Origin of the sequence: Sinorhizobium sp. P24N7 (assembly GCF_042436655.1) — a bacterium.
Lineage (GTDB): Bacteria > Pseudomonadota > Alphaproteobacteria > Rhizobiales > Rhizobiaceae > Sinorhizobium > Sinorhizobium meliloti_A.
This window is the reverse complement of sequence record NZ_JBHMIW010000025.1, coordinates 1-24,309: the sequence shown is the minus strand read 5'-3', so window position 1 is coordinate 24,309 and position 24,309 is coordinate 1. Positions and strand designations below refer to the sequence as shown.

Below are 24,309 nucleotides of genomic sequence, written 5' to 3'. Positions count from 1 at the left end.
TTATGCGGGCGCGCGCTGATTAAAGCTCGATCGCCGCCATATGGAAACGCAATTGCCCCGCCGGATAGCGATAGCCGCCCCCCACCGGACAGGCATCGCGGGACAGACAGCCGTGAGCAAGGCAGCCGGTCACCCCTTCTCCGGTTCTCAGATGCGCGCGACAGCGCCCCATATCGAACGCAGCGCCTGCCAAGGCGTCCGCCGGGCAGCCAGAAAGGCAGGGCCGTCCAATACAGCGTTCGCAGGGGTGGCCACCCGCCGGCTCGCCCGTCACCGGCATGGCTCGATCGAAGCCCAGCGCGCCGCGATAGCCGTGCCATAGGCCGTAGCGCGGATGAATGAGGATGCCGAGCGGCGACGGCTTCAGCCCCTCGGCACGCATTGCCCATTGCTGGAAGGGCTGCCAAGGGGGATCGGATGGAAAATACGCCGAGGCGCCTGCTGCCGCAGCCGCCGGGCGGATGACCTGCTTCGACCACTTGTCGAGCGGCTCCGCACCGCCGCCGTCCGGTTCGCCTTCGCGCCACCGACTGAAGGACTCCCAGACCGAGCCGCCGACATTGCCGATCAGCACCACGCTCGCCGCGGACTTGCCTCCTTCGAGCGTCGGCGCCCCCTCGCCCGGTGCGAAGTTCACGGTTCCGCGCAAAAAAAGACCGTGCGGCGCAAGCGCCGCACGGATGGTTTCAAGCACATCGCTTTCCGATGCGTAAGGAGCCGTCATTTCGGTTTCGGCCCTTGAGTTTCATAATGCGGGCGCCAGACCTCTTTCTGTATCATATCGGCCACCTGCGCCGCGCCGCCTTGCTCCCTGGCTCGCTCGGGAGCCTTTCAGGTGAAGGCGTCGGGCATCGAGTCCTTCCGCTTGGCGATGAATTCCTTCAGCGCCTCGTCGATTGCCAGGTCGAGATAGGGCGCCTCATAGTTTTCGAGCCACGAGCGGGCGAGCGCGTTGGCGCGCTGTTCGATCCGCTTCTCGCCCTCGATCTCCCACTGCTCGAAGGAGTTGTTGTCGGCGAGCGGCGAGCGATAAAAGGCGCTCTGGAAGTTCGCCTGCGTGTGTGCACAGCCGAGATAGTGGCTGCCGGGGCCGACTTCGCGGATGGCGTCGAGCGCCTGCGCGTCTTCGGAAAGGTCCACGCCCTCGGCCATCTTCTGCATCATGCCGAGCTGATCCTGGTCGATCATGAACTTCTCGTAGGACGAGACGAGACCGCCCTCGAGCCAGCCGGCTGCGTGCAGCACGAAGTTGGTGCCGGCAAGCAGCGTCATGTTCAGCGTATTTGCCGATTCATGTGCGGCCTGCGCATCCGGAACCTTCGAGCCGCAGAGCGAGCCGCCGGTACGGAACGGCAGGCCGAGGCGGCGAGCCAGCTGAGCAGCGCCGTAGGAGACGAGCGACGGCTCCGGCGTGCCGAAGGTCGGCGCGCCCGACTGCATCGAAATCGATGCGGCGAAGGTGCCGAACAGCACCGGCGCGCCCTTGCGGATGAGCTGGGTAAAGGCCGCACCTGCGAGCACTTCGGCGAGGATCTGCGTCAGTGTGCCGGCGACCGTGACCGGACTCATCGCGCCCGACAGGATGAAGGGCGAAACGACGCAAGCCTGGTTATGGCGGGCATAGACCTTCGCGGCACCGAGCATCGTCTCGTCGAAGACCATCGGCGAGTTCGCGTTGATGAGGTTCAACGTCACCGCATTGTTCTCGACGAAATCGTCGCCGAAAAGGATCTTCGCCATTGCGACCGTGTCTTCGGCGCGCTCGGGCGCGGTGACCGATCCCATGAAGGGTTTGTCGGAATAGCGGATATGGCTATAGACCATATCGAGGTGGCGCTTGTTCACGGCGATGTCGACCGGTTCGCATACCGTGCCGCCCGAAGAGTGCATCGACGGCGCCATATAGGCGAGCTTCACGAAGTTGCGGAAATCCTCGATCGTCGCATAGCGGCGGTTGCCGTCGAGATCGCGCACGAAGGGCGGACCGTAAACCGGCGCGAAGACGGTCGCCTTGCCGCCGATCTGAGCGCTGCGCTCCGGGTTGCGCGCGTGCCAGGTAAAATCCTTCGGCGCCGTCTTCAAGAGCTCGCGGCAAAGTCCCTTCGGGAAATGCACGCGTTGACCGCGCACGTCGGCACCAGCGGCCTTCCACAGATCGAGCGCTTCGGCATCATCGCGAAACTCGATGCCGATCTCTTCGAGAACGACCTCGGCGTTGCGTTCGATGAGCTGCAGCCCTTCCTCGTCAAGAACTTCGTATTCGCGAATCCTGCGCTGGATATAGGGCAGAGACGGTCCCGGGCCACCGCCGGTGCGGGAAGCGCGACGCGCTGCCGCTCCCCGCCCCTCGCCACGCGCGCGGCGTCCGCCGCCTTCGGCCGCACCTTGTTCTGTAACGTCGCTCATTCGCTCATTCCTCTTCCCGCGGTGCCCCGCGCATCATGCGCGATGAACGCCGCAACACTTTGATGGGTGGGTGCATACCCCTTTCGCGAGGCTGATCCAGCGGCGGGCATATGCATCCGGTAGTCGATTTGACCTAATGCTACCAAGGCGCCGGACCGGTACGGGTCTTAATGCGCCAACGGCTGGCGCATCTTAGACACTCGGTCTGCGGTCGCTGCCATTGCAGTCGTCTTTCGGCTGCTTCAGATCGGCACCGCGCAAGCGCCACTCTAACGCCTTGAAGTGCTGTATAATTTTGCAGGCGGCAGATTCCGAACCGCGGAATAATGCCGCCGCCGTCGCGTGGGAGCATTTACGCCGGGCGCCGTCGTTTTTCATCACATGCGACGTCGCTTTCAACAAGAGATTTTTAGGTATAGCCCGCTAAGGATTGGGCGACGCGTCCGGATTGCGCCCTCTCTCGTGCCACCCGTGCGAAATGACTGTGCCAGGAACCGAGGAACCCAACTATGGCAGACGATGAAATCATTCTCGAGGACCTTTCCGACGAGGAACTCGTGCAGCAGATGCATGACGACCTCTATGACGGTCTCAAGGAGGAAATCGAGGAAGGGACGCGCATCCTCCTCAAGCGTGGCTGGACGCCTTACGACGTCCTGACCCAGGCTCTGGTCGAAGGCATGCGCATCGTCGGCATCGATTTCCGCGACGGCATTCTCTTCGTCCCGGAAGTGCTCCTTTCGGCCAATGCGATGAAGGCCGGCATGTTCATCCTGCGCCCGTTGCTTGTTGAAACCGGTGCCCCGAAGCTCGGCAAGATGGTGATCGGCACGGTCAAGGGCGACATCCACGACATCGGCAAGAACCTCGTCGGCATGATGATGGAAGGCGCCGGCTTCGACGTCGTCGACCTAGGCATCAACAATCCGGTCGAGAACTACCTCGAAGCGCTCGAGCGTGAGAAGCCGGACATCCTCGGCATGTCTGCCCTGCTCACGACGACCATGCCCTATATGAAGGTCGTCATCGACACGATGAAAGAAAAGGGATTGCGCGACGAATACATCGTCCTCGTCGGCGGTGCACCGCTCAACGAGGAATTTGGCAAGGCCGTCGGGGCCGATGCCTATTGCCGCGATGCCGCCGTCGCCGTCGAGACGGCCAAGGACTACATGAAGCGCAAGCACAATCAGCTCGCAGCCGGCTGAGACGAATCCGACATGAAAAAGCCGGCTGCCCGTGTGAACGAGCAGCCGGCTTTTTTGTTTTCGGAAAAAGCGTCGATCTTGCGCTCCGGCCGTCAGTTGGCGGCTCTGGCGACCCGATGGCCGGCTCCCTGTGTCGCGTTTACTGCATTTGCAGTATCCTGTCCTACGCCGCGGATCGTGTTTGCGCAGGAACTCAGGGTTGCCAGCGCTATCAAAACGGCTCCGATGGTCGCGATGGATTTTGTCGTCATGACCGTGATTCCTTTGTTGATGCAAGGCGGAATAAAGATGGAAAACGCAACGTCGGCAAGAGAACGTGCACAACCGAAGAAAGTTCATGTCATTGGTTGCGGCGCGATCGCGCGTGAAATTCTTGCCGTCTGCGCGGCCAACGGGCTCGACCACATCGAGCTCAACTGTCTGCCGGCCATCTGGCACAACACGCCGGAAAAGATCACTCCGGGCCTGCGTGAGGCTATCACCCGGGCGCGCGCCAACGGTTTCGAGCGCATCTTCATCGCCTATGCGGATTGCGGCACCGGCGGGCTTATCGACCGCCTCTGCGAAGAGGAAGGGGTGACGCGCATCCCGGGGCCGCATTGCTACTCGTTCTTTGCCGGAAACACGGATTTCGCAGCCCGCTGGGACGATGACATCACAGCCTTCTTCCTGACGGATTTCCTTGCCCGGCAGTTCGAAGCCTTCGTCATCGAGCCGCTCGGCCTCGACCGGCACCCGGAACTGCGCGACATGTATTTCGGCCACTACCGCAAGCTCGTCTATCTCTCCCAGCAGGAGGACGCGGTGTTGCAGGAAAAGGCGCGTCGCGCCGCCGATATTCTCGGGCTCGAATATGAGTACCGCTATACCGGCTATGGCGATCTCACGACATCGCTGATCGAGATTTGATCCCTCTGAGCCGGCGTTTGTGCCGCCCGAGGGAATAGTTGGGCGCCGTCACATGTCCTATCCAATTCACGATGGGAGAGAGACAATGGCCCGCAGATCGACGATACTCGCAGCCGCGATTGCCCTTTTGACACTCGCCGGGTGCATGACAAATCAATCCAGCCGAAACACGATGAACCCTGCCGGAAGCAGTTCCACCAACTCCGGCGGCAGCAGCATGGGCAGTTCGGGAGGCGGCAGTTCGGGTTACTGAGCCACACTTCGGCGCGACGCGCTTTTAAGGCCGCCCGTTACCGACGGACGGCCTCGCGACACATCAGTAATACGGCGAATAGCACTGCTGTCTTGGGCCACCATAGGGCTGATAGGAATTGTCCGCAGCGCGGTACGAGCGGTAGCGGTCATAGCACCAGTTGACGTGGCTGGAAGGCAGTCCCGGCGCCGCATAGCGTGGCTCTGCGTAACGCGGCTGGGCGATGGCGCCGCCAATGATCATGCCGGCACCGAAGGCTCCCAGAGGATACCACCAGCCGTCGCTGTGGCGGCGGTAGCTGTAGCCGCGATGCCCGTTATACCAGCCGTGACGATGGCCGTGCCGACGCCAGCCGTGCCGCGGGCGATGTCGGTGACCATGCCAGCCGCGGTGGTCGACCGTCTGCACGTCGCTCGCCTGCGACACCGGAACGGTTGGGAAGGGCATAGCTTGCGCAGGCGCATAGGCGGTGAAAGCCGTCACAGCCGCGAGGAACAGTATCCCAATCTTCTTCATCTCCACACCTATCTGTTCGAATAGGTCAGAGCTTTTGCCGCCGGCCAGGTGAACACGCAGTGAATGCAAGATTCATGATATTCTTAAGGACCATCCGAAGGCCGGTGCACGCGTATTCCCGGTCCTTTGTCGCCGCCGATAAGGCAGGCATTTCGCCGTGCCGGCACAAGCGGTGCGCTCCGCGAACGCAAGGTTCGGATGCGCGATCGTGCAGCGTCGTTTTTGGACATATCGGACGTCGTGGCAAGGTGAGCCACGGCGCGTGGACATGCGCATTGTCGCCCCTATAGGAGAACAGGAATCCGATGGCAGACCGCATTATCGTCTACTGGCGCGATATCCCCGCGCAAGTCATCATCAAGCAGGGCCGCAAGACCGCCAAACGCGAGCTCTCGCTGCGTTTCACCGAGGCGATCGACATGTGCGCCATGCGCACCGGAGCCGCCGAGACCGACGACTACCTCGCCGAATGGCGCAAGGCCGATCCCGTTCCGGTATCCGACGACCTCGAGGCGGAAGCCGACAGGGCGGCCGCGGAATTGGAAGCCGCCTATGACCGGGAGCGCCTCGTCGCACTCGTCAAGGCCGGAGGCCGGGACAATGCCTGACCCCAAGGTCGTGACCGGCAACGCCCAGTCCGCCAGGAAGGCGGCGACGGGCGCCTATACGCCCCAGGGTGTGTCGCCCAGCCGCCGCTCGCGCCACAAATACACGGTACGTCTCTGGGCCGTGCGCAATTCGCGTTTCCTCGAGTGGTTCTACAACCGTTTCGCCGACATGTTCCTGCTTCTCCATCCGCTTTGGAACGCAATCGGCTACAACCGGGTTGAAAGGCCTGTCACCTTCGTCGAGCGTCACGTCAAGGGCTTCCTCTTCGACTGTCGCATGTGCGGCCAGTGCGCGTTGTCCTCAACCGGTATGTCGTGCCCCATGAACTGTCCGAAACAACTGAGGAACGGCCCCTGCGGCGGCGTACGCGCAAACGGCAATTGCGAAGTCGAACCCGACATGCCCTGCGTCTGGGTGCAGGCGTGGAAGGGCTCGCAGAACATGGTGAAGGGTGATGCAATCATGAACGTGCAGAAGCCGGTCAACCAGTCGCTGCGCGAAACCTCTTCCTGGTTGCGGGTAACGGCCGAGGCCGCGGCCGCCCGCGAAGCGGCGAACAAGGAAGGTCCGCAGCAATGAGTCCGGACATCAATCCCCACGATCCCGGCGCACCGCTCGATCCCCTGCCCGGCCATTCCTCGCGCGGGCGGTTGGAGCGCGTGCTGCGCCGCGGCGAGTTCGCAGTGACCGCCGAACTCAATCCGCCGGACAGCGCCGATCCCCAGGACGTCTACGAGCGAGCGGCAGTCTTCGACGGATGGGTGGACGGCATCAATGCGGTCGACGCTTCAGGCGCCAACTGCCACATGTCATCCGTCGGCATCTGCGCGCTCCTGACGCGCATGGGCTATGCGCCGATCATGCAGATCGCCTGCCGCGACAAGAACCGCATCGCGATTCAGGGTGACGTGCTCGGCGCCTCGGCCATGGGTGTCCAGAACATCATGTGCCTCACTGGCGACGGCGTGCAGGCGGGCGACCAGCCCGGGGCCAAGCCGGTTTTCGATCTCGACTGCATGTCCCTGCTCGAGACGGTGCGCATCATGCGCGACAATTCAAAGTTTCTTTCGGGCCGCAAGCTGACGACGCCGCCTCAGGTATTCCTCGGAGCAGCGATCAACCCCTTCGCTCCGCCCTATGATTTCCGCCCCTATCGCCTCGCCAAGAAGATCGAGGCCGGCGCACAGTTCGTGCAGAGCCAGTATTGCTTCGACGTTCCGATGTTTCGCGAATACATGAAGAAGGTGCGCGATCTCGGTCTTCACGAGAAGTGCTACATCCTGGTGGGCGTCGGGCCGATGGCATCCGCCAAGACTGCCCGCTGGATCCGCTCCAATGTTCCGGGCATCCACATTCCGGACAGCATCATCAAGCGGCTCGAGGGCGCCCAGGACCAGAAAAAGGAAGGCAAGCAGCTCTGCATCGACATCATGAACGAGGTGAAGGAGATCGAGGGCGTTTCCGGCGTCCACGTCATGGCCTACCGCCAGGAAGAGTATGTTGCCGAAATCGTCCATGAATCAGGTGTCCTGAGGGGCCGCAAACCCTGGACTCGCGAAGCCGCGCCGACCGATGCGCTGGTTGCGGAGCGGCTGGAACATATCCGCGAAGGCAAAGAAGAAAATCAGCAGCAGATGGCCGAGGCCGCTGCGCACCACCCGCATTGAGATAAAGCCGTGAGTCGGCGGCTTTAGCAGAGGATAACCGGCGCTCCTGCTCGTCCAGCGCCTTACAAACACAGAACGGCCCTATTACATAGGCCAACGCTCAAGGTTCAGAGGATCTCATATGACCCGCACCATCGTCGCCTCCGCCACCCGCGAGATCATCATCGGCTTCGACCAGCCCTTCTGCGTCATCGGCGAACGCATCAATCCGACCGGCCGTAAGAAGCTCGCCGCCGAGATGATCGAGGGCAACTTCGACACAGTGATCAAGGATGCGCTGGAGCAGGTTGCCGCCGGCGCGACGATGCTCGACGTCAATGCAGGCGTGACGGCCGTCGACCCGAACGAGACCGAGCCGCCGCTCCTCGTCAAGACTCTGGAGATCGTTCAGGGCCTCGTCGACGTGCCGCTGTCGATCGACAGTTCGGTTACTGCCGCCATCGAAGCCGGCCTGCGCGTCGCAAAGGGCCGCCCGCTCGTCAACTCGGTGACCGGCGAGGAAGAGAAGCTCGAAGCGATCCTGCCGCTCTGCAAGAAATACGACGTTCCGGTGGTGGCGATCTCCAATGACGAGACCGGCATTTCAATGGACCCGGACGTCCGCTTCGCGGTCGCCAAGAAGATCGTCGAGCGCGCCGCCGATTACGGCATCAAGCCGCACGATATCGTCGTCGATCCGCTGGTCATGCCGATCGGCGCACTGGGATCTGCGGGCCAGCAGGTTTTCGCGCTGCTTCGCCGCCTTCGCGAAGAGCTCAAGGTCAACACCACCTGCGGCCTCTCCAACATCTCCTTCGGCCTGCCGCATCGCCACGGCATCAATGCCGGCTTCATCCCCATGGTGATCGGCGCCGGCATGACCTCGGCCATCATGAACCCCTGCCGTCCGCAGGAGATGGAGGCGGTTCGAGCCGCAAACGTGCTTAACGGCACCGACCCGAACTGCACAAACTGGATCATGACCTATCGCGACCACAAGCCGGCCGAAGGCGGCCAGGCCGTCGCTGCTGCGGCCGCACCGGCGGGTGCCGGCGGGCGGCGCGGCGGACGCGCGGCGCGCGCCGGCGTCGCACGGGCGGAGTAAAAATGGCCAGGCACCACTCCTTCGCAAGCGACCTGGCGGCACTCTGGTTTCAGGCCCCCATGGTCATAGCCGCGCGTACGCAGGCGATGGCCGTAGCCGCTATCACCGGCTCGGCAACCGACTATGTCGAGGCAAGCCGGATGGTGACTGAAAAGATGGCGGCAGTCGCCGAAAGCGTCGTCGCCGCCAATGTCGCCCTGGTGAAGGAAGGAATGGGTGCGGCCGCGGCGCTTGCCGCCGGAAAGCCGGGCTCTGCCGCCGCGCACAACCGGATAGCGGCGGCCGCAGTTCGGCCCTATGCCAAGCGCGTGCGGGCAAACGCCCGCCGGCTCGCGAAATAAACTGCTGGCGAGACAGAAAATGTTGAACGTGCCCTCGAAGGACGAAAAGAACGATCCGCTGGTGCTCTTCATGCCCTCCGGCAAACGCGGCCGTTTCCCCGTCGGGACGCCGATCCTCGATGCCGCACGTTCGCTTGGAGTTTATGTCGAAAGCGTCTGTGGCGGCCGCGCCACCTGCGGACGTTGCCAGGTTTCCGTCCAGGAAGGCAATTTCGCCAAGCACAAGATCGTTTCGTCCAACGACCATATCTCGCCGATTGGTCCCAAGGAGCAGCGTTACGCGAGCGTGCGCGAATTGCCTGACGGGCGGCGGCTGTCCTGCTCGGCCCAGATTCTCGGCGATCTCGTCATCGACGTGCCGCAGGACACCGTCATCAACGCACAGGTGGTGCGCAAGGCCGCAACCGACCGCGTGATCGAGCGCAATGCGGCGGTGCAACTGTGCTATGTCGAGATCGACGAACCGGACATGCATAAGCCGCTCGGCGATCTCGATCGGTTGAAGGTCGTCCTGGAAAAAGACTGGGGTTGGAAGGACCTTCTGATCGCCCCCCACCTGATCCCCCAGGTGCAAGGCATATTGCGCAAGGGCAATTGGGCAGTGACTGCGGCGATCCATCGCGACATGGACTCCTCGCGTCCCTTCATTGTCGCTCTCTGGCCGGGGCTGAAGAACGAGGCCTATGGCGTCGCCTGCGACATTGGCTCGACAACGATTGCGATGCATCTCGTATCGCTGCTCTCCGGACGCATCGTGGCCTCCTCCGGCACATCGAATCCGCAGATCCGCTTCGGTGAGGATCTGATGAGCCGCGTCTCCTATGTGATGATGAATCCGGATGGCCGCGAGGCGATGACCAAAGCGGTACGCGAAGCGTTGAACGGCCTGATCGGCAAGGTCTGCGCCGAGGGCGAGGTCGACCGCCGCGACATTCTCGACATGGTCGTCGTCGCCAATCCGATCATGCATCACCTGTTCCTCGGGATCGACCCGACGGAGCTCGGCCAGGCGCCATTCGCACTGGCCGTCTCCGGCGCCCTGCAATATTGGGCGCACGAAATCGACATAGAGGTCAATCGCGGCGCGCGCCTCTATATGCTCCCGTGCATCGCCGGCCATGTCGGAGCGGACGCCGCGGGTGCGACGCTTTCCGAAGGGCCGCATCGTCAGGATAAGATGATGCTGCTCGTCGATGTCGGCACCAATGCCGAGATCGTGCTCGGCAACAGGGAGCGCGTCGTGGCCGCCTCATCGCCGACCGGACCGGCCTTCGAGGGGGCCGAGATCTCCTCCGGCCAACGAGCCGCACCCGGAGCGATCGAGCGCGTTCGCATCGATCCCGAGACGCTGGAGCCGCGGTTCCGGGTGATCGGCGTCGACAAATGGTCGAATGAAGAAGGTTTCGCCGAGGCCGCTGCGGCAGTCGGTGTCACAGGGATCTGTGGCTCGGCGATCATTGAAGTCGTCGCGGAGATGTACCTCACCGGCATCATTTCGCAGGACGGCGTCGTCGACGGCGCAATGGTCGCAAAGAGCCCGCGCATCATCCCGAACGGCCGCACCTTCTCCTATCTGCTCCACGAAGGCGAACAGCGCATCACCGTGACGCAGAACGATATCCGAGCGATCCAGCTCGCCAAGTCCGCGCTCTATGCCGGCATCAAGCTGCTCATGGAGAAACAAGGTGTCGATCACGTCGACACGATCCGGTTTGCCGGTGCCTTCGGCTCCTTCATCGATCCGAAATATGCCATGGTGCTCGGATTGATTCCCGATTGCGACCTCACCGAAGTGAAGGCGGTCGGCAATGCCGCCGGCACAGGCGCGCTGATGGCGCTCCTCAATCGCGGTCACCGCCGCGAGATCGAGCAAACAGTGAGGAAAATCGAGAAGATAGAGACGGCGCTTGAATCGAAGTTTCAGGAGCATTTCGTTAACGCCATGGCGATGCCGAACAAGGTGGATGCCTTTCCGAAACTCGCCGAAGTGGTTACCCTGCCGGCGCGCAAGGCACTGATTGACGACGGTGGCGAAGGGGGCGGTCGCAGACGGCGACGCAGCAGGGAGTAGCCCCAGCCTCGTCTCACCGCTTCGAATAGCCGGACCTTGTGTCGACGGCCGAGGAGATCCGATGAAAAGCGGCCGCAATCCTGGACGAATCGTCATTCTCAACGGGGCGCCGCGGTCCGGCAAGTCGAGCATAGCCGAGGTGATCCAGGAGACATTCGACGGGCCATGGATGAACCTTGGCGTCGACACTTACATGGAGCGAGTAATGCCCCGCCGCTACCTGCCGGGTATCGGGTTGCGGCCCGGCGGTGAATTGCCTGATATTGAAGCGCTCGTACCTCTCTTCTATGCAGCCCTCTACGAGTCCGTTGCCGCGCATAGCCGGCTGGGTCTGAACGTTGTCGTCGATGTCGGGCATCACGAGGCCTATGGCGAACCACGCCATATCCTCCCCGACTGCGCTCGGCGGCTTCTCGGCCTTCCCGTCCTCTTCGTCGGGGTGCGGTGTCCGGTTGAGACGATAATGGAGCGGCGCAATCGCGGCCAGCTCGGCCGCGAAGGCGGTTACCTCACCGGCAGCGAGGCAGAGCCTGTTCCGCGCCAGGTGCTCGCCTGGCAGCGAGAGGTGCATCGCCCCGGTATCTACGATCTCGCAGTCGACACGTCCATGATGACGCCTGACGAATGCGCCGCGCTCATCCGCAAACGGCTCGAAGCAGAGCCCATGGCTCCGACAGCATTCCAACGGCTGGCCAGAATGGCCAGCATTTCGCAGCCGGATTAAAGTCTGTTGAGAGTCGCGATATCCGCGGCGGCTTGTTTCATGTCAATGTGCTTGTCACAAGGATCCAGCCGACCAAGTCCTTGGGCAGGAAGAACGCTTCCCGCGCCGATTGCAGTCCCCATATACGCTTTATGGGCCGATCGGTCGGCAGAGCCAGCCATAGGTTCTAATGGCGCATGATGACCGGGAACGGTGAACTCAAGCTGCTGCCATCTCCACATAGGACGCCAACAGGCCGCCCCAGCCGTTTTCCGAATTGAAAATACCGCGCATTTCCTCGGCCTTCACGCCGTAATTTTCGAGATGGCGGTGCTCGAGAATGACGGTCGTGCCACCTTCCCCATTTGGCTCGAACAGGATCTCCACTTCGGTATGCAGGCCGGGATCGTAGTCGAAATCGGCGTTGAGCTGCCAGTCGAAGAGAATTCGGTTCGGTCGGTCGCACGCGATGACACGCCCCCACTCGCATTCTTCTCCCGCGTTGCCGATCTCGTACCAGCGGCCACCCGCGACGGCCTCTACCACAACCGTCTTTTGACCGGACTGCGTGAGGCTGTGGCCCTTGATCCACCACGTCCCCATTCCGCTGACGAAAATGTCGAACGCCTGCTGCGGCGATGTACGCACCGTAACCGACTTACGGACCGGTGCCGGCTCGATCATGTTCATGAGGTCTCCTCCCGTGAGATTGCGACAGAGTTACTCTTCGGCTTTTTCAGACCACTCGGCCGCCTCGACCGCCTGCTTGAATGCGGCGAGTTGATCATCCCAGAATCGGTCGAGCCATTTCCTGAGCGGCCCCAGCCCGTTGGGATCGATCGAATAGATTCGCCGCGCACCCGACGGCACGTCGCGCACGAGATGTGCCGCCTTCAGTATCTTCAAATGCTGTGAGATCGCCGGCTGTGAAACCGGCATCGCCCGGGCGATCTCGGCGACCGACTGCCGCCGCTCAGCCACCTTCTCGAAGATGGCACGGCGCGTTGGATCGGCGAGCGCAGCAAAGGCTTTATCCTGATCATAAGTCATAGCTTATTATAAGCCAAAACTTATGATCGTCCACCCCGGTATCGCGCGACGTTTGCTTCCCGAGTCGTTTGGCGGTCCCGGGACGCCGCCTGCGGAATTATGCCGCCTGCATCTGCAGCTCGGCGAAGGCAGCGCGAACATGCTCCGCGACCGCCAGAACCGGCGCCGGCGCATCTTCGATGACCTTGAGGCCGATGTTGTAGTGACCTAGATCCGGCAGGCCGTCACGCTCGCCGAGCTGGACCATCTCGCCTTGGACGAGATAGCGCGGCAGCGGCGCGATCGCGAGCCCGGCGAGAACAGCCGCACGCTGTCCGGTCGTATAGGCGCTCAAAAAGGCGACGCGGAACTTGCGGCCCGCACGCGACAGCTTCTCGACCGCATCGGCACGCCAGACGCAGCCGTCCTCCCACATGGAAACCGGCAGAGGATCGCGCAGATGCGCGTTCCCGCATTTCGCACCTGCCCAGACCAGTTTCTCCTGCATCAGGATTTCTGCGCCTTTGGCAGAGTCCTCGGAAAGGCTGTTGAACACGGCGATGTCCAGCCGATGCTCGTCGACCCGCTTGCGCATCGCGTTGCTCATGCCGATCGAAACGTCGATGGTGACGTTCGGATACGTCTCGGCAAAGCGCTTCAATACATCAGGCAGAATTCGCTCGCCGACGTCCTCCGGCGCACCGACCCGCACCACCCCGTTCATGTCTGGCAACAGGAAGCGGGACACCGTCTCGTTGTTGAGCGATAGAAGCCGCCGGGCATAGCCGAGCAGGAGTTCGCCCTTCGGCGTCAGCGACACCGAGCGGGCGTCGCGCAGGAACAACGTGCAGCCGAGCATTTCCTCGAGCTTCTTGATCTGCATCGAAACGGCTGAAGGCGTGCGGTAGACCGTCTCCGCGGCGGTGGTGAAGTTTCCGGTCTCGGCAATGGCGACGAAAGTCTTGAGCACGTCCATTTCGAGCAGCGGAAGCGCGTGGCGCATCATCATGTTCATGGCGGCATCCTAGATCAGAAAAACTGAAAGATAACTTAACTTCATTTCGTTTGATTGAACATCACGCATGCGCGATAGTCAAGCTTCCAAGGGACGGAAACGCCCTGAACCAGAAGGAGAAGGCTATGTCCGCTCTGATGTTGGCGATCGATAATGGCGCCCCTGACGAAAGACCGGGCCCGAGTGCCGCGCCCACCGGCCGGGCGCCCAGGCAGGCTCGAACCGTCGATGAAGGAGACATCGTTCTGGCAATGCTGGGGCATGCCCGATCTCTTATCGAACGGATTGCCGAACGGCGTCGTGCCGGCAATCTAGTCAGGAATCGGGTGGAAACACGCCGCCAATTGGCGAGACTGCCAGCCAGGGTCCGAAACGACCTGTTACCCGCGGAACAGCAACCGATCAGAGCATCCGATAGAACGACTAAAGCGGGCGAAATCAATCACGGGGTTTGATGAATCGCATCAAACATATTCGTTTGAATGATCAATCGCGTTGCACCATAACGTCCATGGTCGCGACCTTTTGAGGAACTCAGAAGGAACCAGCTATGTCTATGAACGAGCATTTTTCATCCGCATCGAGCCCGGGTCTCGCAGCCCTGCCCGGACTTTTCAACCTGCGGGCACGTGCCTGGGCCGCCTGGAAGCGCCACCGCAACGAACGTGTCCTGGAGAACCTCTCCTATGACACGTTGAAGGATATCGGCTTCCCCTCCGTCGATGATGCAGTGCATAAGACGGACCAATGAATAAAGACTGCAGATGCCATCCTCCCGGCATTGACCGCAAGACCAGACTATAAGGGCATTCCCGCAACGGAATGCCCTTTTTGTTTCGAAAAGCGCCAAGCACTTGGCGCCAGCAAGTGCTCCCTACTCGAAGAATCCCTTCGGCGTCTTGCCCTTCAGAAAAGGTTCGACGAACGCATGAAGCAGCTCGGGCTGGCTGATGACGGCGGTGTGCGACGTCGCCGGGAGGACGGCAAGGCGAGAGGCGGGCAGTGGTTTGCCCATGTCGCCCATGACGCCCCCGCCGAGCAGCCGGAACAAAGCGACCGAATGTTCGAGCGTCGCCACGTCCGCGTCGCCGGTGATGATCAAAACCGGGGTTTTCAATGCCCTGACGTCCGCTTCCCATGCCATCGGCTCCTTCTCCAGCGCGATCAGTTTCCTGACGAGCTCGGGGAAGCCGTCGGGATTGGCTGCTAGCTTGCGATAGTCCTCGGCAAACGGCATGTTGACGAACATCTCGACCGACATCTGGGGAATGAAGGCCTTGAACGCCGGCTGCCAGCCCTCGGCATCATAGGCCACGGAGGCGGCGGCGAGCTTGTTGACCTTTTCCGGATGGCGAATGGCAAGCTGCAGACCGGCAGCCGCACCCATCGAGTAGCCGAAGACATCGGCCTTTTCGATCTTCACGGCATCCATGAAGGCTGCGACGTCATCGGCAAGATTGGGATAGGTGATCGGCCGGTCGATATCCGTGGTGCGGCCGTGGCCCTGAAACTCGATCGCATAGACCTTGTGGGTCTCGGCGAGCTTCGGGATAATGGCACCCATCGAAGGGATGTTCATGTAGGCGCCATGCAGCACGATGAGCGGGTCGCCCTCGCCCGAGACTTCGTAATACATTTCCATGCCGTTGACCTTGACCCGATCGCCCGCCGGTTCGGACCGGGCAAGCGTGGCGCCCGCAACGAGCAGCGTCGCGGTAATCAGGGCGGTGCGGAACATCGTTCTTCTCCTCGGTTTGGGACCGGCCTGTGCCGGTTTCGATGATAAGACGAGCGAGGCTCCCGCTCCCCGACATGAGCAACACAATTTTTGCAGCGCTACGCAACCTGTGACTGCCTTTACCCGGACGACCCCCTCGCATCCTGGTAATATTTGCGGCTGGCATCAGTGGCATGTTTTTGCTTTTGTAAAAGCGGTCCGTGTCGAGAGTTCCCCAGCAGATCGGTAATCCTCATGAGTGAAAGTGAAGCCCAATTGCCGGTGATCCATTTTGCGGACGCAAAGACCTTCGAAACGTGGATCGCGGAGCAAGGACCTGATTGCAAGGGGCTTTGGGTGAAATTCGCCAAGAAGGCGTCCGGGATAGCGACCATCACGCCGAGGGAGGCGCTCGATGTGGCGCTCTGCTACGGCTGGATCGACGGTCAGCGTATTGGATCCGACAGCGACTTTTACCTGAACAAATACACGCCGCGCCGTGCGCGCAGCCGATGGTCGCAGGTGAATTGCGCTCGGGCGACCGAATTGATCGCCGAGGGGCGCATGATGCCGCGCGGCCTTGCCGAAGTTGAACGCGCTAAGAACGACGGCCGGTGGGATGCCGCCGCGCCACCGCCGAGCAAGGCGACCGTGCCCGACGATCTTCACCATGCGCTTGCGCAGAACGCAGCGGCTAAGATGCTGTTCGACGAACTCGACAGCCAAAATCGCTACGCAATCCTATTTCGCATTCACGATGCGAAGAAGACCGAGACGCGGGCTGCGCGCATCGAAAAATATGTCGGCATGCTTGCCCGCGGCGAGACGCCTTACCCACGACGCAAGGCGCGATAGATCGATCTGCCTCTCAGGCCGCCAGCGGTTCGACCTCGACCGTCACGTGCGAAAGCTCGTGGATATGCTCGAGCTTGCGGCGGTAGCTCGACGGACTTTGCGGATTCTTCGTCACCAGCGAAACGATGGCACCGTGGTGGCCGGGCCCAAGCTGCCACACGTGCAGATCGGTGATCCGATCCCCGTCCCGCTCGATTGCCGCGCGTATTTCGTCGGGCAGGTCCTCGCCCGGCGGAATGTAATCGAGCAACACGCTGCCGCTGTCTCGTATCAGGCCCCATGACCAGCGGGCAATCACCAGCGCGCCGACAATGCCCATCATCGGATCGAGCCATATCCAGCCAAAGACGCTGCCGGCCGCAAGCGCGACGATCGCAAGGACCGAGGTGAGCGCGTCCGCCAGCACATGCAGGTAGGCGGCACGCAGGTTGTTGTCCCGCCCCTGGGCCGAGACGCCATGGTGGTGCTCGTGATGGTGATGATGGCCGTGGTGATTGTGACTATGGTGGTGATGTGAATGATCCTCACGAAGCAGCCAGGCACAGGCGAGATTGACCGCAAGTCCGAGTACGGCCACCGAAATGGCTTGCGGAAAACTGATTGCCACCGGATCGGCAAGCCGCAAGAGGCTTTCCCAGCCGATCAGCAGCGCGATCAAGGCAAGTACGATCGCGCTTGAGAAACCGGCGAGATCGCCAAGCTTGCCCGTACCGAAGGTAAAGCGTGGGTTGCGCGCGTTACGCCGGGCATAGAGATAGGCGAGCGCCGCGATGAGCAGGGCCGCGGCGTGTGTCGACATGTGCCAGCCGTCGGCGACCAATGCCATGGAACCGTAAAAGGTACCGGCGGCGATCTCCGCCACCATCATTCCCGCAGTCAGTGCGATGACGGACCAGGTGCGCCTTTCGTTGCGCTGGTGATTGTCGCCGAGGAATACATGATCATGACCAGTGGGCGCCGGTGAATGGGTTTCGCTCATTTCAGGTATCTCCTGACGATTTCGATCAGTTCGGCAGCGCCCTCTTCGCGCTCTCCTTGAGATTCGTGGCCGGCGACGTGGCCGCGAATATGATCTTCGATCAGTTCGATCGTCAGCCCGTTGACTGCACCGCGCACGGAGGCGACGAGGTTGAGAATATCGCCGCAGGCCTGGCGAGCTTCGAGCGCACGCTCGACCGCTTCCATCTGCCCCTTTAGACGGCGGACACGGGCGAGCAACTTTTCCTGATCTCTGATCGTATGGGACATAGCATAGGGGGGTACCCTATTTCAGACGCCCATGCAAGCCGCGCCGTCGCTGTGTTGCCTTGACGCCGGGCCACGAAGCTGCGCGCTCTCCAATGCGTCTTGTCAGATACCGACATCCCGACTCCGCGAAGGTGAAAAGTCGCTGGCGGCAAAGTCGCAACTTAGGCGCTCTTGCGCAGCTTTCGCTCAATTTGCCTCATTTTTGCTCGATTGCGTCATAGCGGTCCGTGAACTTGTCGCATTCCATACACTCGTCGATCCGGCCCGCGAGAGGCCCGGGCCGATGGATGTCGCAATGCGAAATTTCTTCCCAGTCGCGGCTTTCCATGCCAATGTCGCAATCCGGCAAGCTGAAGCGCATATTCCAAGCGACGAATATACGAGCCTTAATGCATGTCGCCCAGAAGTGCGCAGCGGTTTGGGGCTGACGACATGCACGGAAGCGACGACCTGAAGTGCGTCGCATGAATTCTATCTCTGCAACGTGCTTTAGCCTGGGAGGTTCTATGCACAAACCGCTGACGAAGAAGCGCTCGCTCGTCTTCTTTCTGGTGCCAAACTTTTCGATGCTGCCCTTTTCGGCGGCGATCGAGACGCTTCGCATCGCGAACCGGATGCTCGGTTATGAAGCCTATACGTGGCGTCTCGCCTCGACCGACGGGCAAAAGGTCTATTCGTCGGCCGGCATTGCGCTCGAAGTCAACACTTCGCTCGCCGACGAACGCAAGTATCTCGGCGGAGAAAGCCGCCCATCGATGGTGCTGGTCTGTTCGGGCGTCTATGTCGAGGACTTCCAGAACAAGTCGGTGAACGCATGGCTGCGCGAAGCCTATAATCGCGGCATCGCCGTCGGCAGTCTCTGTACCGGCGCCCATGTGCTCGCCTCGGCGGGCCTGCTCACGGGCAAGCGCTGCGCGATCCATTGGGAAAACCTGCCGGGCTTCTCCGAGAGCTTCCCCCAGGCCGATGTATATGCGGACCTCTACGAGATCGACGGCAACATCTATACGTGCGCCGGCGGCACCGCCTCGCTCGACATGATGCTGAACCTGATCGATCAGGATTTCGGCGAGAACCTCGTCAACCGCGTATGCGAACAGGCGCTGACGGATCGGGTGCGCGGGCCGCACGACCGCCAGCGGCTGCCGCTGAGAGCGCGTCTCGGCGTCCAGAACGCAAAAGTCCTGTCAATCATCGAACTGATGGAGAGCAACCTCTCCGAGCCGCTGTCGCTACTGGAGATCGCAGAAAGCGCGGACCTGTCTCGCCGTCAGATAGAACGGCTTTTCCGCCAGGAAATGGGCAGATCGCCTGCCCGCTATTATCTGGAAATCCGCCTCGACCGCGCCCGGCACCTGCTTATCCAGTCGTCGATGCCGGTTGTGGAAGTCGCCGTCGCCTGCGGCTTCGTTTCCGCTTCGCATTTCTCGAAGTGTTACCGCGAGCTTTACAACCGCTCGCCGCAGCAGGAACGCGCCGAGCGCAAGCTGACGCTGCAGATGGCACGGTAGATCGCGTCTATTCGATCCTCTGGGACCTTGCCGGGTTGGTCGAAACCCTGATTCGTTCGTACGGGCCGATTGCTTTAGAGCACTTCCGGAAAGGGTGTAACGCTCTTCCGTGTGGAAGTGTGTGATTCCAAACTGCTAGAACGTTTCCCTGTTTCATTGAAACAGGGAAACGGCGGGCTTCGCTCTCCGGCCGCGCCGCCGCGCAGCAGTGAAGGATTTCGCTTTTCGCCGCCTTCAATTGGGCCGGAGCACCATTTTCTCCGGATAAACGGCCCCCTCTCACAAAAAATTAATGATTGTGCAAAGCGCCCACTTTCTTTGGGCCGCCGTCTTACTTATGGTCGCATAACGAGAATTCCATCAGCATAATCATCTATAAGTTGTTTATCATATATCACGAGAGATAATATGTCCGGTCTCGCCTCGCCCGTGGCCTTCGCCATCGCGCTGACGGTAACAAGCGCTCACGCGACCTTCGCCGACGAACTGACTTCCTCCCGAAACTGGTCGGGCTGTTATCTGGGAGCAAATGCGGGCTATGGCCGCGCCGATGCCGAAGCAACCGATAAGGCGTTCACCCAGGGGCCATTCGCGACAGGCGGAACCTCCTGGAACAGTGTCGGTCCGCCCTACGAGGTGATCAAGAGCGATGATCACGGAGCAGTCGGCGGGATCGAAGCCGGTTGCGACCGGCAACTCGATGTCGAAGGGCTGACACTCGTCTTCGGTGGCGCAGTCGATTTCAGCCTTCTGAATCTTGCCGGCGCCGGCACGTCCGCAATCGTCAACGACACACACACAAGCTTCGACACCGACTGGGTCGGCACCGCGCGTCTTCGTGCCGGACTTGCCGCCGACGACCTGCTCTTTTATGTGACCGGCGGTGTCGCCGTGGCCGATATCGGCGTGCGCGCCTACGACCTTAGCGACTGGCCGACGATCGGTCAGATGAACGTTTCCGGCGGAGGAACAAAGAGCGGTTGGGTGGCAGGTGCTGGGGCTGAGTGGCGCTTTGCGGAGAACTGGTCGGCAACGCTCGAATATCTTCATTACGATTTCGGCAAGGTGACCGCCTCGGGCGCAGCGATCGAACCGGTCGGCGCGTTCCCGCGCTACGAAAACGATCTCGATTTCGATGTGGTGCGGGTCGGAATCCGCTGGCGAATGTGACCTTGAGGGACGCCGAGTGGTAGGGGCAAAGACACAAGGCGGCCGCTTCGTAAGCGGACACAAAAACCTTTTTAATCAATGTATTACGAGTTTTCTTCAGACGCTTGTGACACAAACGGCGTCGTAGACAAAGACAGGGCGGACACGCCCGTGGCTTGGAGTCAGTGCCGTCCCTCCAGGCAATCGCGGCAGATATTGCAGGAGTGCAGACAATGGCGCAAACATTAATCGACTTTTCCGCCGGGCAGATCACCGACGGATCGGCCGGCGGGGCCGATAATGTCCTTAGCGCCGGCGGGCTCGTTTTCACGATATCCGCGCAAGGAAATTGGAGTGCCAATTTCGACAACGGCCGTTTCAATTTCGCCGAGGACCCGGCCTATGGCGGCGAACAATTTTCGATCGCCATCACCAGCGCAACCGGAGCTTTGATCGACTTCTACGACTACCAGATAAGCGTGAACGCCGATCCTTTGGTCGTGAATGGTTCGTCGCCGGGGCTCGGTCTGGACGGAACCACCTGGTACGACGACAATATTCACGGCGATGGCGTCGGGCCCTATTATTATCGGGCGATCTTTGCCGGCAATGTTCCCGCTATGAGCAGAGGAACATCGCTCAGCCTGCAAGATCTCATCATTCCGGAGACGACGACCACCGGCACGATGAGCTTTTGGCTCGATAATATAACCATCGACGCGAACCACCGGCCGGTTGTTACCAATTTCGATGCCTCCGACGCAAAGGACTATGTCAGCGGCAGTCAAGCTGCGATACTTGTGGATACCACAAGTCTGGCTGCCGTCACCGATGCTGACAATACCGGCTGGAGCGGTGGACAGATACGCTTCACGCTTTCCGGAGTGGTTGCAGGCGAAGATGCCCTAGGTCTGCAAAACCAGGGAACCGGTGCCGGGCAAATCGGAATTTCAGGTACGATCGTTACCTTTGGTGGCACCGCTATCGGAACAATGAGCGGAGGCGGTGCGGGGTCCAGCTTCCTGCAAGTCGCTTTGAACGGCAACGCTTCGGGCGCCGCAGTGGAAGCCATTATTCACAATCTGACCTACGCCAACATGGGCGCCTCGCCCACCGGCACAAGGACCGTCTCTGTCACGGTCCGCGACGCCGAAGGCGGCAATTCGACAACGACATCGACGACGGTGAATCTGGTCGCAGCCAATGACGCTCCGGTGACGACGACGTCCGGTGGTACCGGATCCTTTACTGAGGGAGATGCACCGGTGGCGATCGACACCGGACTAACAGTGTCCGACCTCGACAACGGTACGCTCGCCTCGGCGACCGTCCAGATCACCGGAAATTTTCATTCCGGTCAGGACGTTCTGGCCTTCGCGAATACCAGTTCGGCCGCGTTCGGGAACATCGATGCCACCTACAGCTCCCTCACAGGCGTTTTGACCCTTACGTCGCTGGGCGCAACGGCAACCGTCGCGCAGTGGCAGGCAGCGTTACGGACCGTCACTTATTTGAACACCTCCGAGGCACCCACGGCTGCGGCTCGTACGATCAGTTTCAGCACCAATGACGGCACGAGCGACAGCGCTCCCGCCACGAAGACCATCGACGTCGGCTCCGTCAACGATGCGCCGCAAATTTCCGCGCCCGGCGCAATCGCTCTCACGGAGGACACCGCGGCCGCTGTCACGGGCATTTCCTTCTCCGACGCCGACGCTGGCGGCAGTTCCGTGACCGTTACCTTCTCCGTGCCATCGGGATCGCTCTCGGCCGTCAGCGGCAGCGGCGTCACCGCAGGCGGAACGGGGACGGGCCTCACGCTCACCGGCACGGTGGCCGATATCAACGCATTCATTGCAGCCGCAAACGTGACTTTCACGCCGGCCGCGAATGCGACCGGCAACGTGATCCTCACGACGAGCATCACCGATGGCGGAAACACAGGCAGCGGCGGCGCGCAGACCGCGGCGGAAACGACGGCGCTGCAAATAACGGCGGTCAACGACGCCCCGACGGTTTCGGCTCCCGCTGTGGTCAGTATTTCTGAGGACACCGCGACGGCAATTACGGGCATCTCCTTCGCTGATGCGGATGCAGGGTCCAGCGCCGTTACAGTTACTTTCACCGTCGCCTCGGGATCGCTCTCGGCGCAATCAGCGGGCGGCGTTACCGTTTCCGGCACGGGCACATCGCTGGAAATGTCCGGCTCCCTCGCCGACATCAATGCCTTCATCGCCGGTTCGAATGTCACATTTACGCCGGTGTCCAACTCGACCAGCAACGTCGTTCTGACGACGGAGATCAACGACCTCGGCAACGCGGGGTCCGGCGGCGCGAAAAGCGATGCTTCCTCCACGACGCTCGTAGTGACTGCCGTGAACGATGCACCCGTAAACCACGTCCCGGTCGGGCAATCGGTCCTAGCCGACGGCGCCCTCGTCTTCAGCATTGCAGATGGAAATCTAATTTCGATTGCCGACGTCGATGCCGGCAGCGGTACGGTCGTGGTGACGCTTACCGCCGAACACGGCCAGCTTACGCTGAGCGGCACTACGGGTCTGACCTTTATTGCCGGCACCGGCACGTCCGATTCGGGCATGACCTTTGCAGGTTCCCTGAGCGACATCAACGTCGCACTGAACGGGCTGGTTTTCTCTCCTAGCCCCGGCTATTCGGGCGACGCCTCACTAAAGATCACAACCAATGATCAGGGGCATTCCGGTTCGGGCGGTGCGCAAAGCGATAGCGATACGATCACCATCGCCGTCGTGTCGCCGGCTCCGAAGGTCTTAAGCGTCGACGCTGCCGCACCGGACGGAGTCTACAAGGCAGGAGATACGATCACACTGACCGTAACCTTCGACGGGGCGGTCAACGTCGACACCATCGGCGGAACGCCGACATTGCTGTTGGAAACCGGCGCCACCGATCGGCTTGCCGCGTATATCTCGGGTTCCGGATCGAATACGCTGTCCTTCAGCTACACGGTTCAGGCGGGCGATCTGGCTCCGGATCTGGATTATGCGGGCATCTCCGCGCTAGCGGCGAACGGCGGAGCGATCAGAAGCGCCACCAATGTCGGCGCCGATCTGACACTGCCGACGCCGGGCGGCGCCAACTCGATCGCCGCGCAGAACAACATCGTCGTGGACGGCGTTGGGCCGACGGTCACCAGCGTAGGAGTGCCTGCAGCCGGCACATACAAATTCGGCGACAGTCTGGACTTCGCGATCAACTTCCATGAGGCGGTGACCGTGGACACCACCAACGGCGTTCCGCGACTTGCGGTTATGCTCGATATGGGCGGGACAGCCTATGCCGAATATATTGCAGGAAGCGGCAGCACCGCTCTGGCATTCCGACTGACGGTTGCCGATAACCAGGCAGATTGGACCGGCATCACGCTCGGCCCCGTCACGCTCAATGGGGCGACTATAAGCGACAGCGCCGGCAACAGCGCTCTGCTTACCTTGAACAATATAGCGCCGACCAGCTCCATCCTCGTCGACGGCATCGTCAATGACGCTCCCGCGCTCACCGGCGATCTGAGAGCGACGGTCGTAGAGGGCGGAACCTATAAGCTCACGACGGCCGATCTCGGCTATTCCGATCCGGACGACGCCGCAGCAGGTGTTAGCTTCAACGTCTCCAACGCCGTCAATGGCTCTGTCCTCGTCAACGGGTCAGTGGCCGCGAGCTTTACGGCGGCGCAACTCGCAGCCGGCCTCGTCTCCTTCCGCCACAATGGCTCGGAGACCACTGCCGCCTCCTTCCGGGTCGTCGTAGAAGACGGCAACGAGGACAACTCCGCGCCAACCCCTGCGACATTCAATTTCACCGTCAACCCCGTCAACGACGCTCCCATACGCACCGGCGATCTGAGAGCGGCGGTCGCAGAGGGCGGAACCTATAAGCTCACGACGGCCGATCTCGGCTATTCCGATCCGGATGACACCGCAGCGGGTGTTGGCTTCAACGTCTCGAACGCCGTCAATGGCTCTGTCCTCGTCAACGGGTC

The 24,309-nt window shown here is 61.4% G+C and carries 24 protein-coding genes; 14 read left to right on the top strand and 10 right to left on the bottom strand.

Going from position 1 to position 24,309, the window contains the following annotated elements; genetic code table 11:
• Positions 1–19: 19 nt before the first annotated feature.
• Entirely contained in the window at positions 20–724 is a 705-nt protein-coding gene (locus tag ACFHWW_RS31200; protein ID WP_379943107.1) for a ferredoxin, read from the bottom strand.
• 107 nt (positions 725–831) lie between these two features.
• Positions 832–2,406, bottom strand: a complete 1,575-nt coding sequence (locus ACFHWW_RS31195) for a trimethylamine methyltransferase family protein (protein ID WP_379943105.1) — start codon at positions 2,404–2,406, stop codon at positions 832–834.
• Positions 2,407–2,915: 509 nt separating this feature from the next.
• Between ACFHWW_RS31195 and ACFHWW_RS31190 the strand changes: the two genes are divergently transcribed.
• On the top strand, positions 2,916–3,614 hold the full coding sequence (locus ACFHWW_RS31190; protein WP_018095269.1) for a cobalamin-binding protein: 699 nt from the start codon (positions 2,916–2,918) through the stop codon (positions 3,612–3,614).
• Positions 3,615–3,706: 92 nt separating this feature from the next.
• On the opposite strand, the gene ACFHWW_RS31185 is transcribed toward ACFHWW_RS31190, so the two are convergent.
• A complete protein-coding gene (locus ACFHWW_RS31185) occupies positions 3,707–3,865 on the bottom strand; it encodes an entericidin A/B family lipoprotein (protein ID WP_080636480.1) in 159 nt (52 codons plus the stop codon).
• Positions 3,866–3,902: 37 nt separating this feature from the next.
• Between ACFHWW_RS31185 and ACFHWW_RS31180 the strand changes: the two genes are divergently transcribed.
• Positions 3,903–4,523: a DUF1638 domain-containing protein gene (locus ACFHWW_RS31180; RefSeq protein WP_275597757.1), complete on the top strand. Its 621-nt coding sequence runs from the start codon at positions 3,903–3,905 to the stop codon at positions 4,521–4,523.
• Between the two features lie 316 nt (positions 4,524–4,839).
• Here the strand turns inward: ACFHWW_RS31180 and ACFHWW_RS31175 are convergent, their stop codons facing one another.
• A complete protein-coding gene (locus tag ACFHWW_RS31175) occupies positions 4,840–5,292 on the bottom strand; it encodes a BA14K family protein (protein ID WP_379943102.1) in 453 nt (150 codons plus the stop codon).
• 305 nt (positions 5,293–5,597) lie between these two features.
• Between ACFHWW_RS31175 and ACFHWW_RS31170 the strand changes: the two genes are divergently transcribed.
• From ACFHWW_RS31170 to ACFHWW_RS31140, 7 genes are all read left to right on the top strand, one after another.
• On the top strand, positions 5,598–5,900 hold the full coding sequence (locus ACFHWW_RS31170) for a virulence factor (protein WP_003530676.1): 303 nt from the start codon (positions 5,598–5,600) through the stop codon (positions 5,898–5,900).
• Positions 5,893–6,480: a methylenetetrahydrofolate reductase C-terminal domain-containing protein gene (locus ACFHWW_RS31165; RefSeq protein WP_275597755.1), complete on the top strand. Its 588-nt coding sequence runs from the start codon at positions 5,893–5,895 to the stop codon at positions 6,478–6,480. Before ACFHWW_RS31170 ends, ACFHWW_RS31165 begins: the two co-directional genes overlap by 8 nt.
• Positions 6,477–7,568, top strand: a complete 1,092-nt coding sequence (locus ACFHWW_RS31160; protein WP_018095274.1) for a methylenetetrahydrofolate reductase — start codon at positions 6,477–6,479, stop codon at positions 7,566–7,568. The genes ACFHWW_RS31165 and ACFHWW_RS31160 overlap by 4 nt, the downstream gene beginning before the upstream one ends.
• 121 nt (positions 7,569–7,689) lie before the next feature.
• On the top strand, positions 7,690–8,652 hold the full coding sequence (locus ACFHWW_RS31155) for a methyltetrahydrofolate cobalamin methyltransferase (protein ID WP_100673765.1): 963 nt from the start codon (positions 7,690–7,692) through the stop codon (positions 8,650–8,652).
• Positions 8,653–8,654: 2 nt separating this feature from the next.
• A complete protein-coding gene (locus ACFHWW_RS31150) occupies positions 8,655–8,993 on the top strand; it encodes a hypothetical protein (RefSeq protein ID WP_018095276.1) in 339 nt (112 codons plus the stop codon).
• Between the two features lie 19 nt (positions 8,994–9,012).
• A complete protein-coding gene (locus ACFHWW_RS31145; RefSeq protein ID WP_379943099.1) occupies positions 9,013–11,064 on the top strand; it encodes an ASKHA domain-containing protein in 2,052 nt (683 codons plus the stop codon).
• Between the two features lie 61 nt (positions 11,065–11,125).
• A complete protein-coding gene (locus tag ACFHWW_RS31140; protein WP_379943097.1) occupies positions 11,126–11,788 on the top strand; it encodes a phosphotransferase-like protein in 663 nt (220 codons plus the stop codon).
• Positions 11,789–11,986: 198 nt separating this feature from the next.
• Here ACFHWW_RS31140 and ACFHWW_RS31135 read toward each other — a convergent pair whose 3' ends face one another.
• The 3 genes from ACFHWW_RS31135 to ACFHWW_RS31125 form a co-directional block, all read right to left on the bottom strand.
• Positions 11,987–12,457 carry an SRPBCC family protein gene (locus ACFHWW_RS31135; protein WP_275597752.1) on the bottom strand — a complete coding sequence of 157 codons (471 nt, stop codon included), beginning with the start codon at positions 12,455–12,457 and terminating at the stop codon, positions 11,987–11,989.
• Between the two features lie 30 nt (positions 12,458–12,487).
• The gene (locus ACFHWW_RS31130) at positions 12,488–12,817 is read right to left on the bottom strand and encodes a helix-turn-helix transcriptional regulator (RefSeq protein ID WP_275602516.1); all 330 of its coding nucleotides are present in this window, start codon (positions 12,815–12,817) and stop codon (positions 12,488–12,490) included.
• Between the two features lie 97 nt (positions 12,818–12,914).
• Entirely contained in the window at positions 12,915–13,811 is an 897-nt protein-coding gene (locus tag ACFHWW_RS31125; RefSeq protein WP_018095281.1) for a LysR substrate-binding domain-containing protein, read from the bottom strand.
• Between the two features lie 550 nt (positions 13,812–14,361).
• On the opposite strand from ACFHWW_RS31125, the gene ACFHWW_RS31120 reads away from it, so the two are divergent.
• Entirely contained in the window at positions 14,362–14,562 is a 201-nt protein-coding gene (locus ACFHWW_RS31120; RefSeq protein WP_018095283.1) for a hypothetical protein, read from the top strand.
• Positions 14,563–14,685: 123 nt separating this feature from the next.
• On the opposite strand, the gene ACFHWW_RS31115 is transcribed toward ACFHWW_RS31120, so the two are convergent.
• Complete coding sequence (locus ACFHWW_RS31115; RefSeq protein ID WP_018095284.1) at positions 14,686–15,549, bottom strand: alpha/beta fold hydrolase; 864 nt, start codon at positions 15,547–15,549, stop codon at positions 14,686–14,688.
• 234 nt (positions 15,550–15,783) lie between these two features.
• Between ACFHWW_RS31115 and ACFHWW_RS31110 the strand changes: the two genes are divergently transcribed.
• Entirely contained in the window at positions 15,784–16,383 is a 600-nt protein-coding gene (locus ACFHWW_RS31110; RefSeq protein WP_100673772.1) for a YdeI family protein, read from the top strand.
• Between the two features lie 13 nt (positions 16,384–16,396).
• Here the strand turns inward: ACFHWW_RS31110 and dmeF are convergent, their stop codons facing one another.
• Both dmeF and ACFHWW_RS31100 read right to left on the bottom strand, forming a co-directional pair.
• Positions 16,397–17,362, bottom strand: a complete 966-nt coding sequence (gene dmeF / locus ACFHWW_RS31105; RefSeq protein WP_275597751.1) for a CDF family Co(II)/Ni(II) efflux transporter DmeF — start codon at positions 17,360–17,362, stop codon at positions 16,397–16,399.
• Positions 17,359–17,631, bottom strand: a complete 273-nt coding sequence (locus ACFHWW_RS31100) for a metal/formaldehyde-sensitive transcriptional repressor (protein ID WP_018095287.1) — start codon at positions 17,629–17,631, stop codon at positions 17,359–17,361. The genes dmeF and ACFHWW_RS31100 overlap by 4 nt, the downstream gene beginning before the upstream one ends.
• 506 nt (positions 17,632–18,137) lie before the next feature.
• Between ACFHWW_RS31100 and ACFHWW_RS31095 the strand changes: the two genes are divergently transcribed.
• The 3 genes from ACFHWW_RS31095 to ACFHWW_RS31085 form a co-directional block, all read left to right on the top strand.
• Positions 18,138–19,142, top strand: coding sequence for a GlxA family transcriptional regulator (locus ACFHWW_RS31095; protein WP_003530649.1), 1,005 nt, complete (start codon positions 18,138–18,140; stop codon positions 19,140–19,142).
• Positions 19,143–19,550: 408 nt separating this feature from the next.
• Positions 19,551–20,312, top strand: a complete 762-nt coding sequence (locus ACFHWW_RS31090; RefSeq protein WP_379943093.1) for an outer membrane protein — start codon at positions 19,551–19,553, stop codon at positions 20,310–20,312.
• Between the two features lie 212 nt (positions 20,313–20,524).
• Positions 20,525–24,309 (top strand): beta strand repeat-containing protein (locus ACFHWW_RS31085; RefSeq protein ID WP_379943091.1); only part of this gene is annotated, 3,785 nt, incomplete at its 3' end.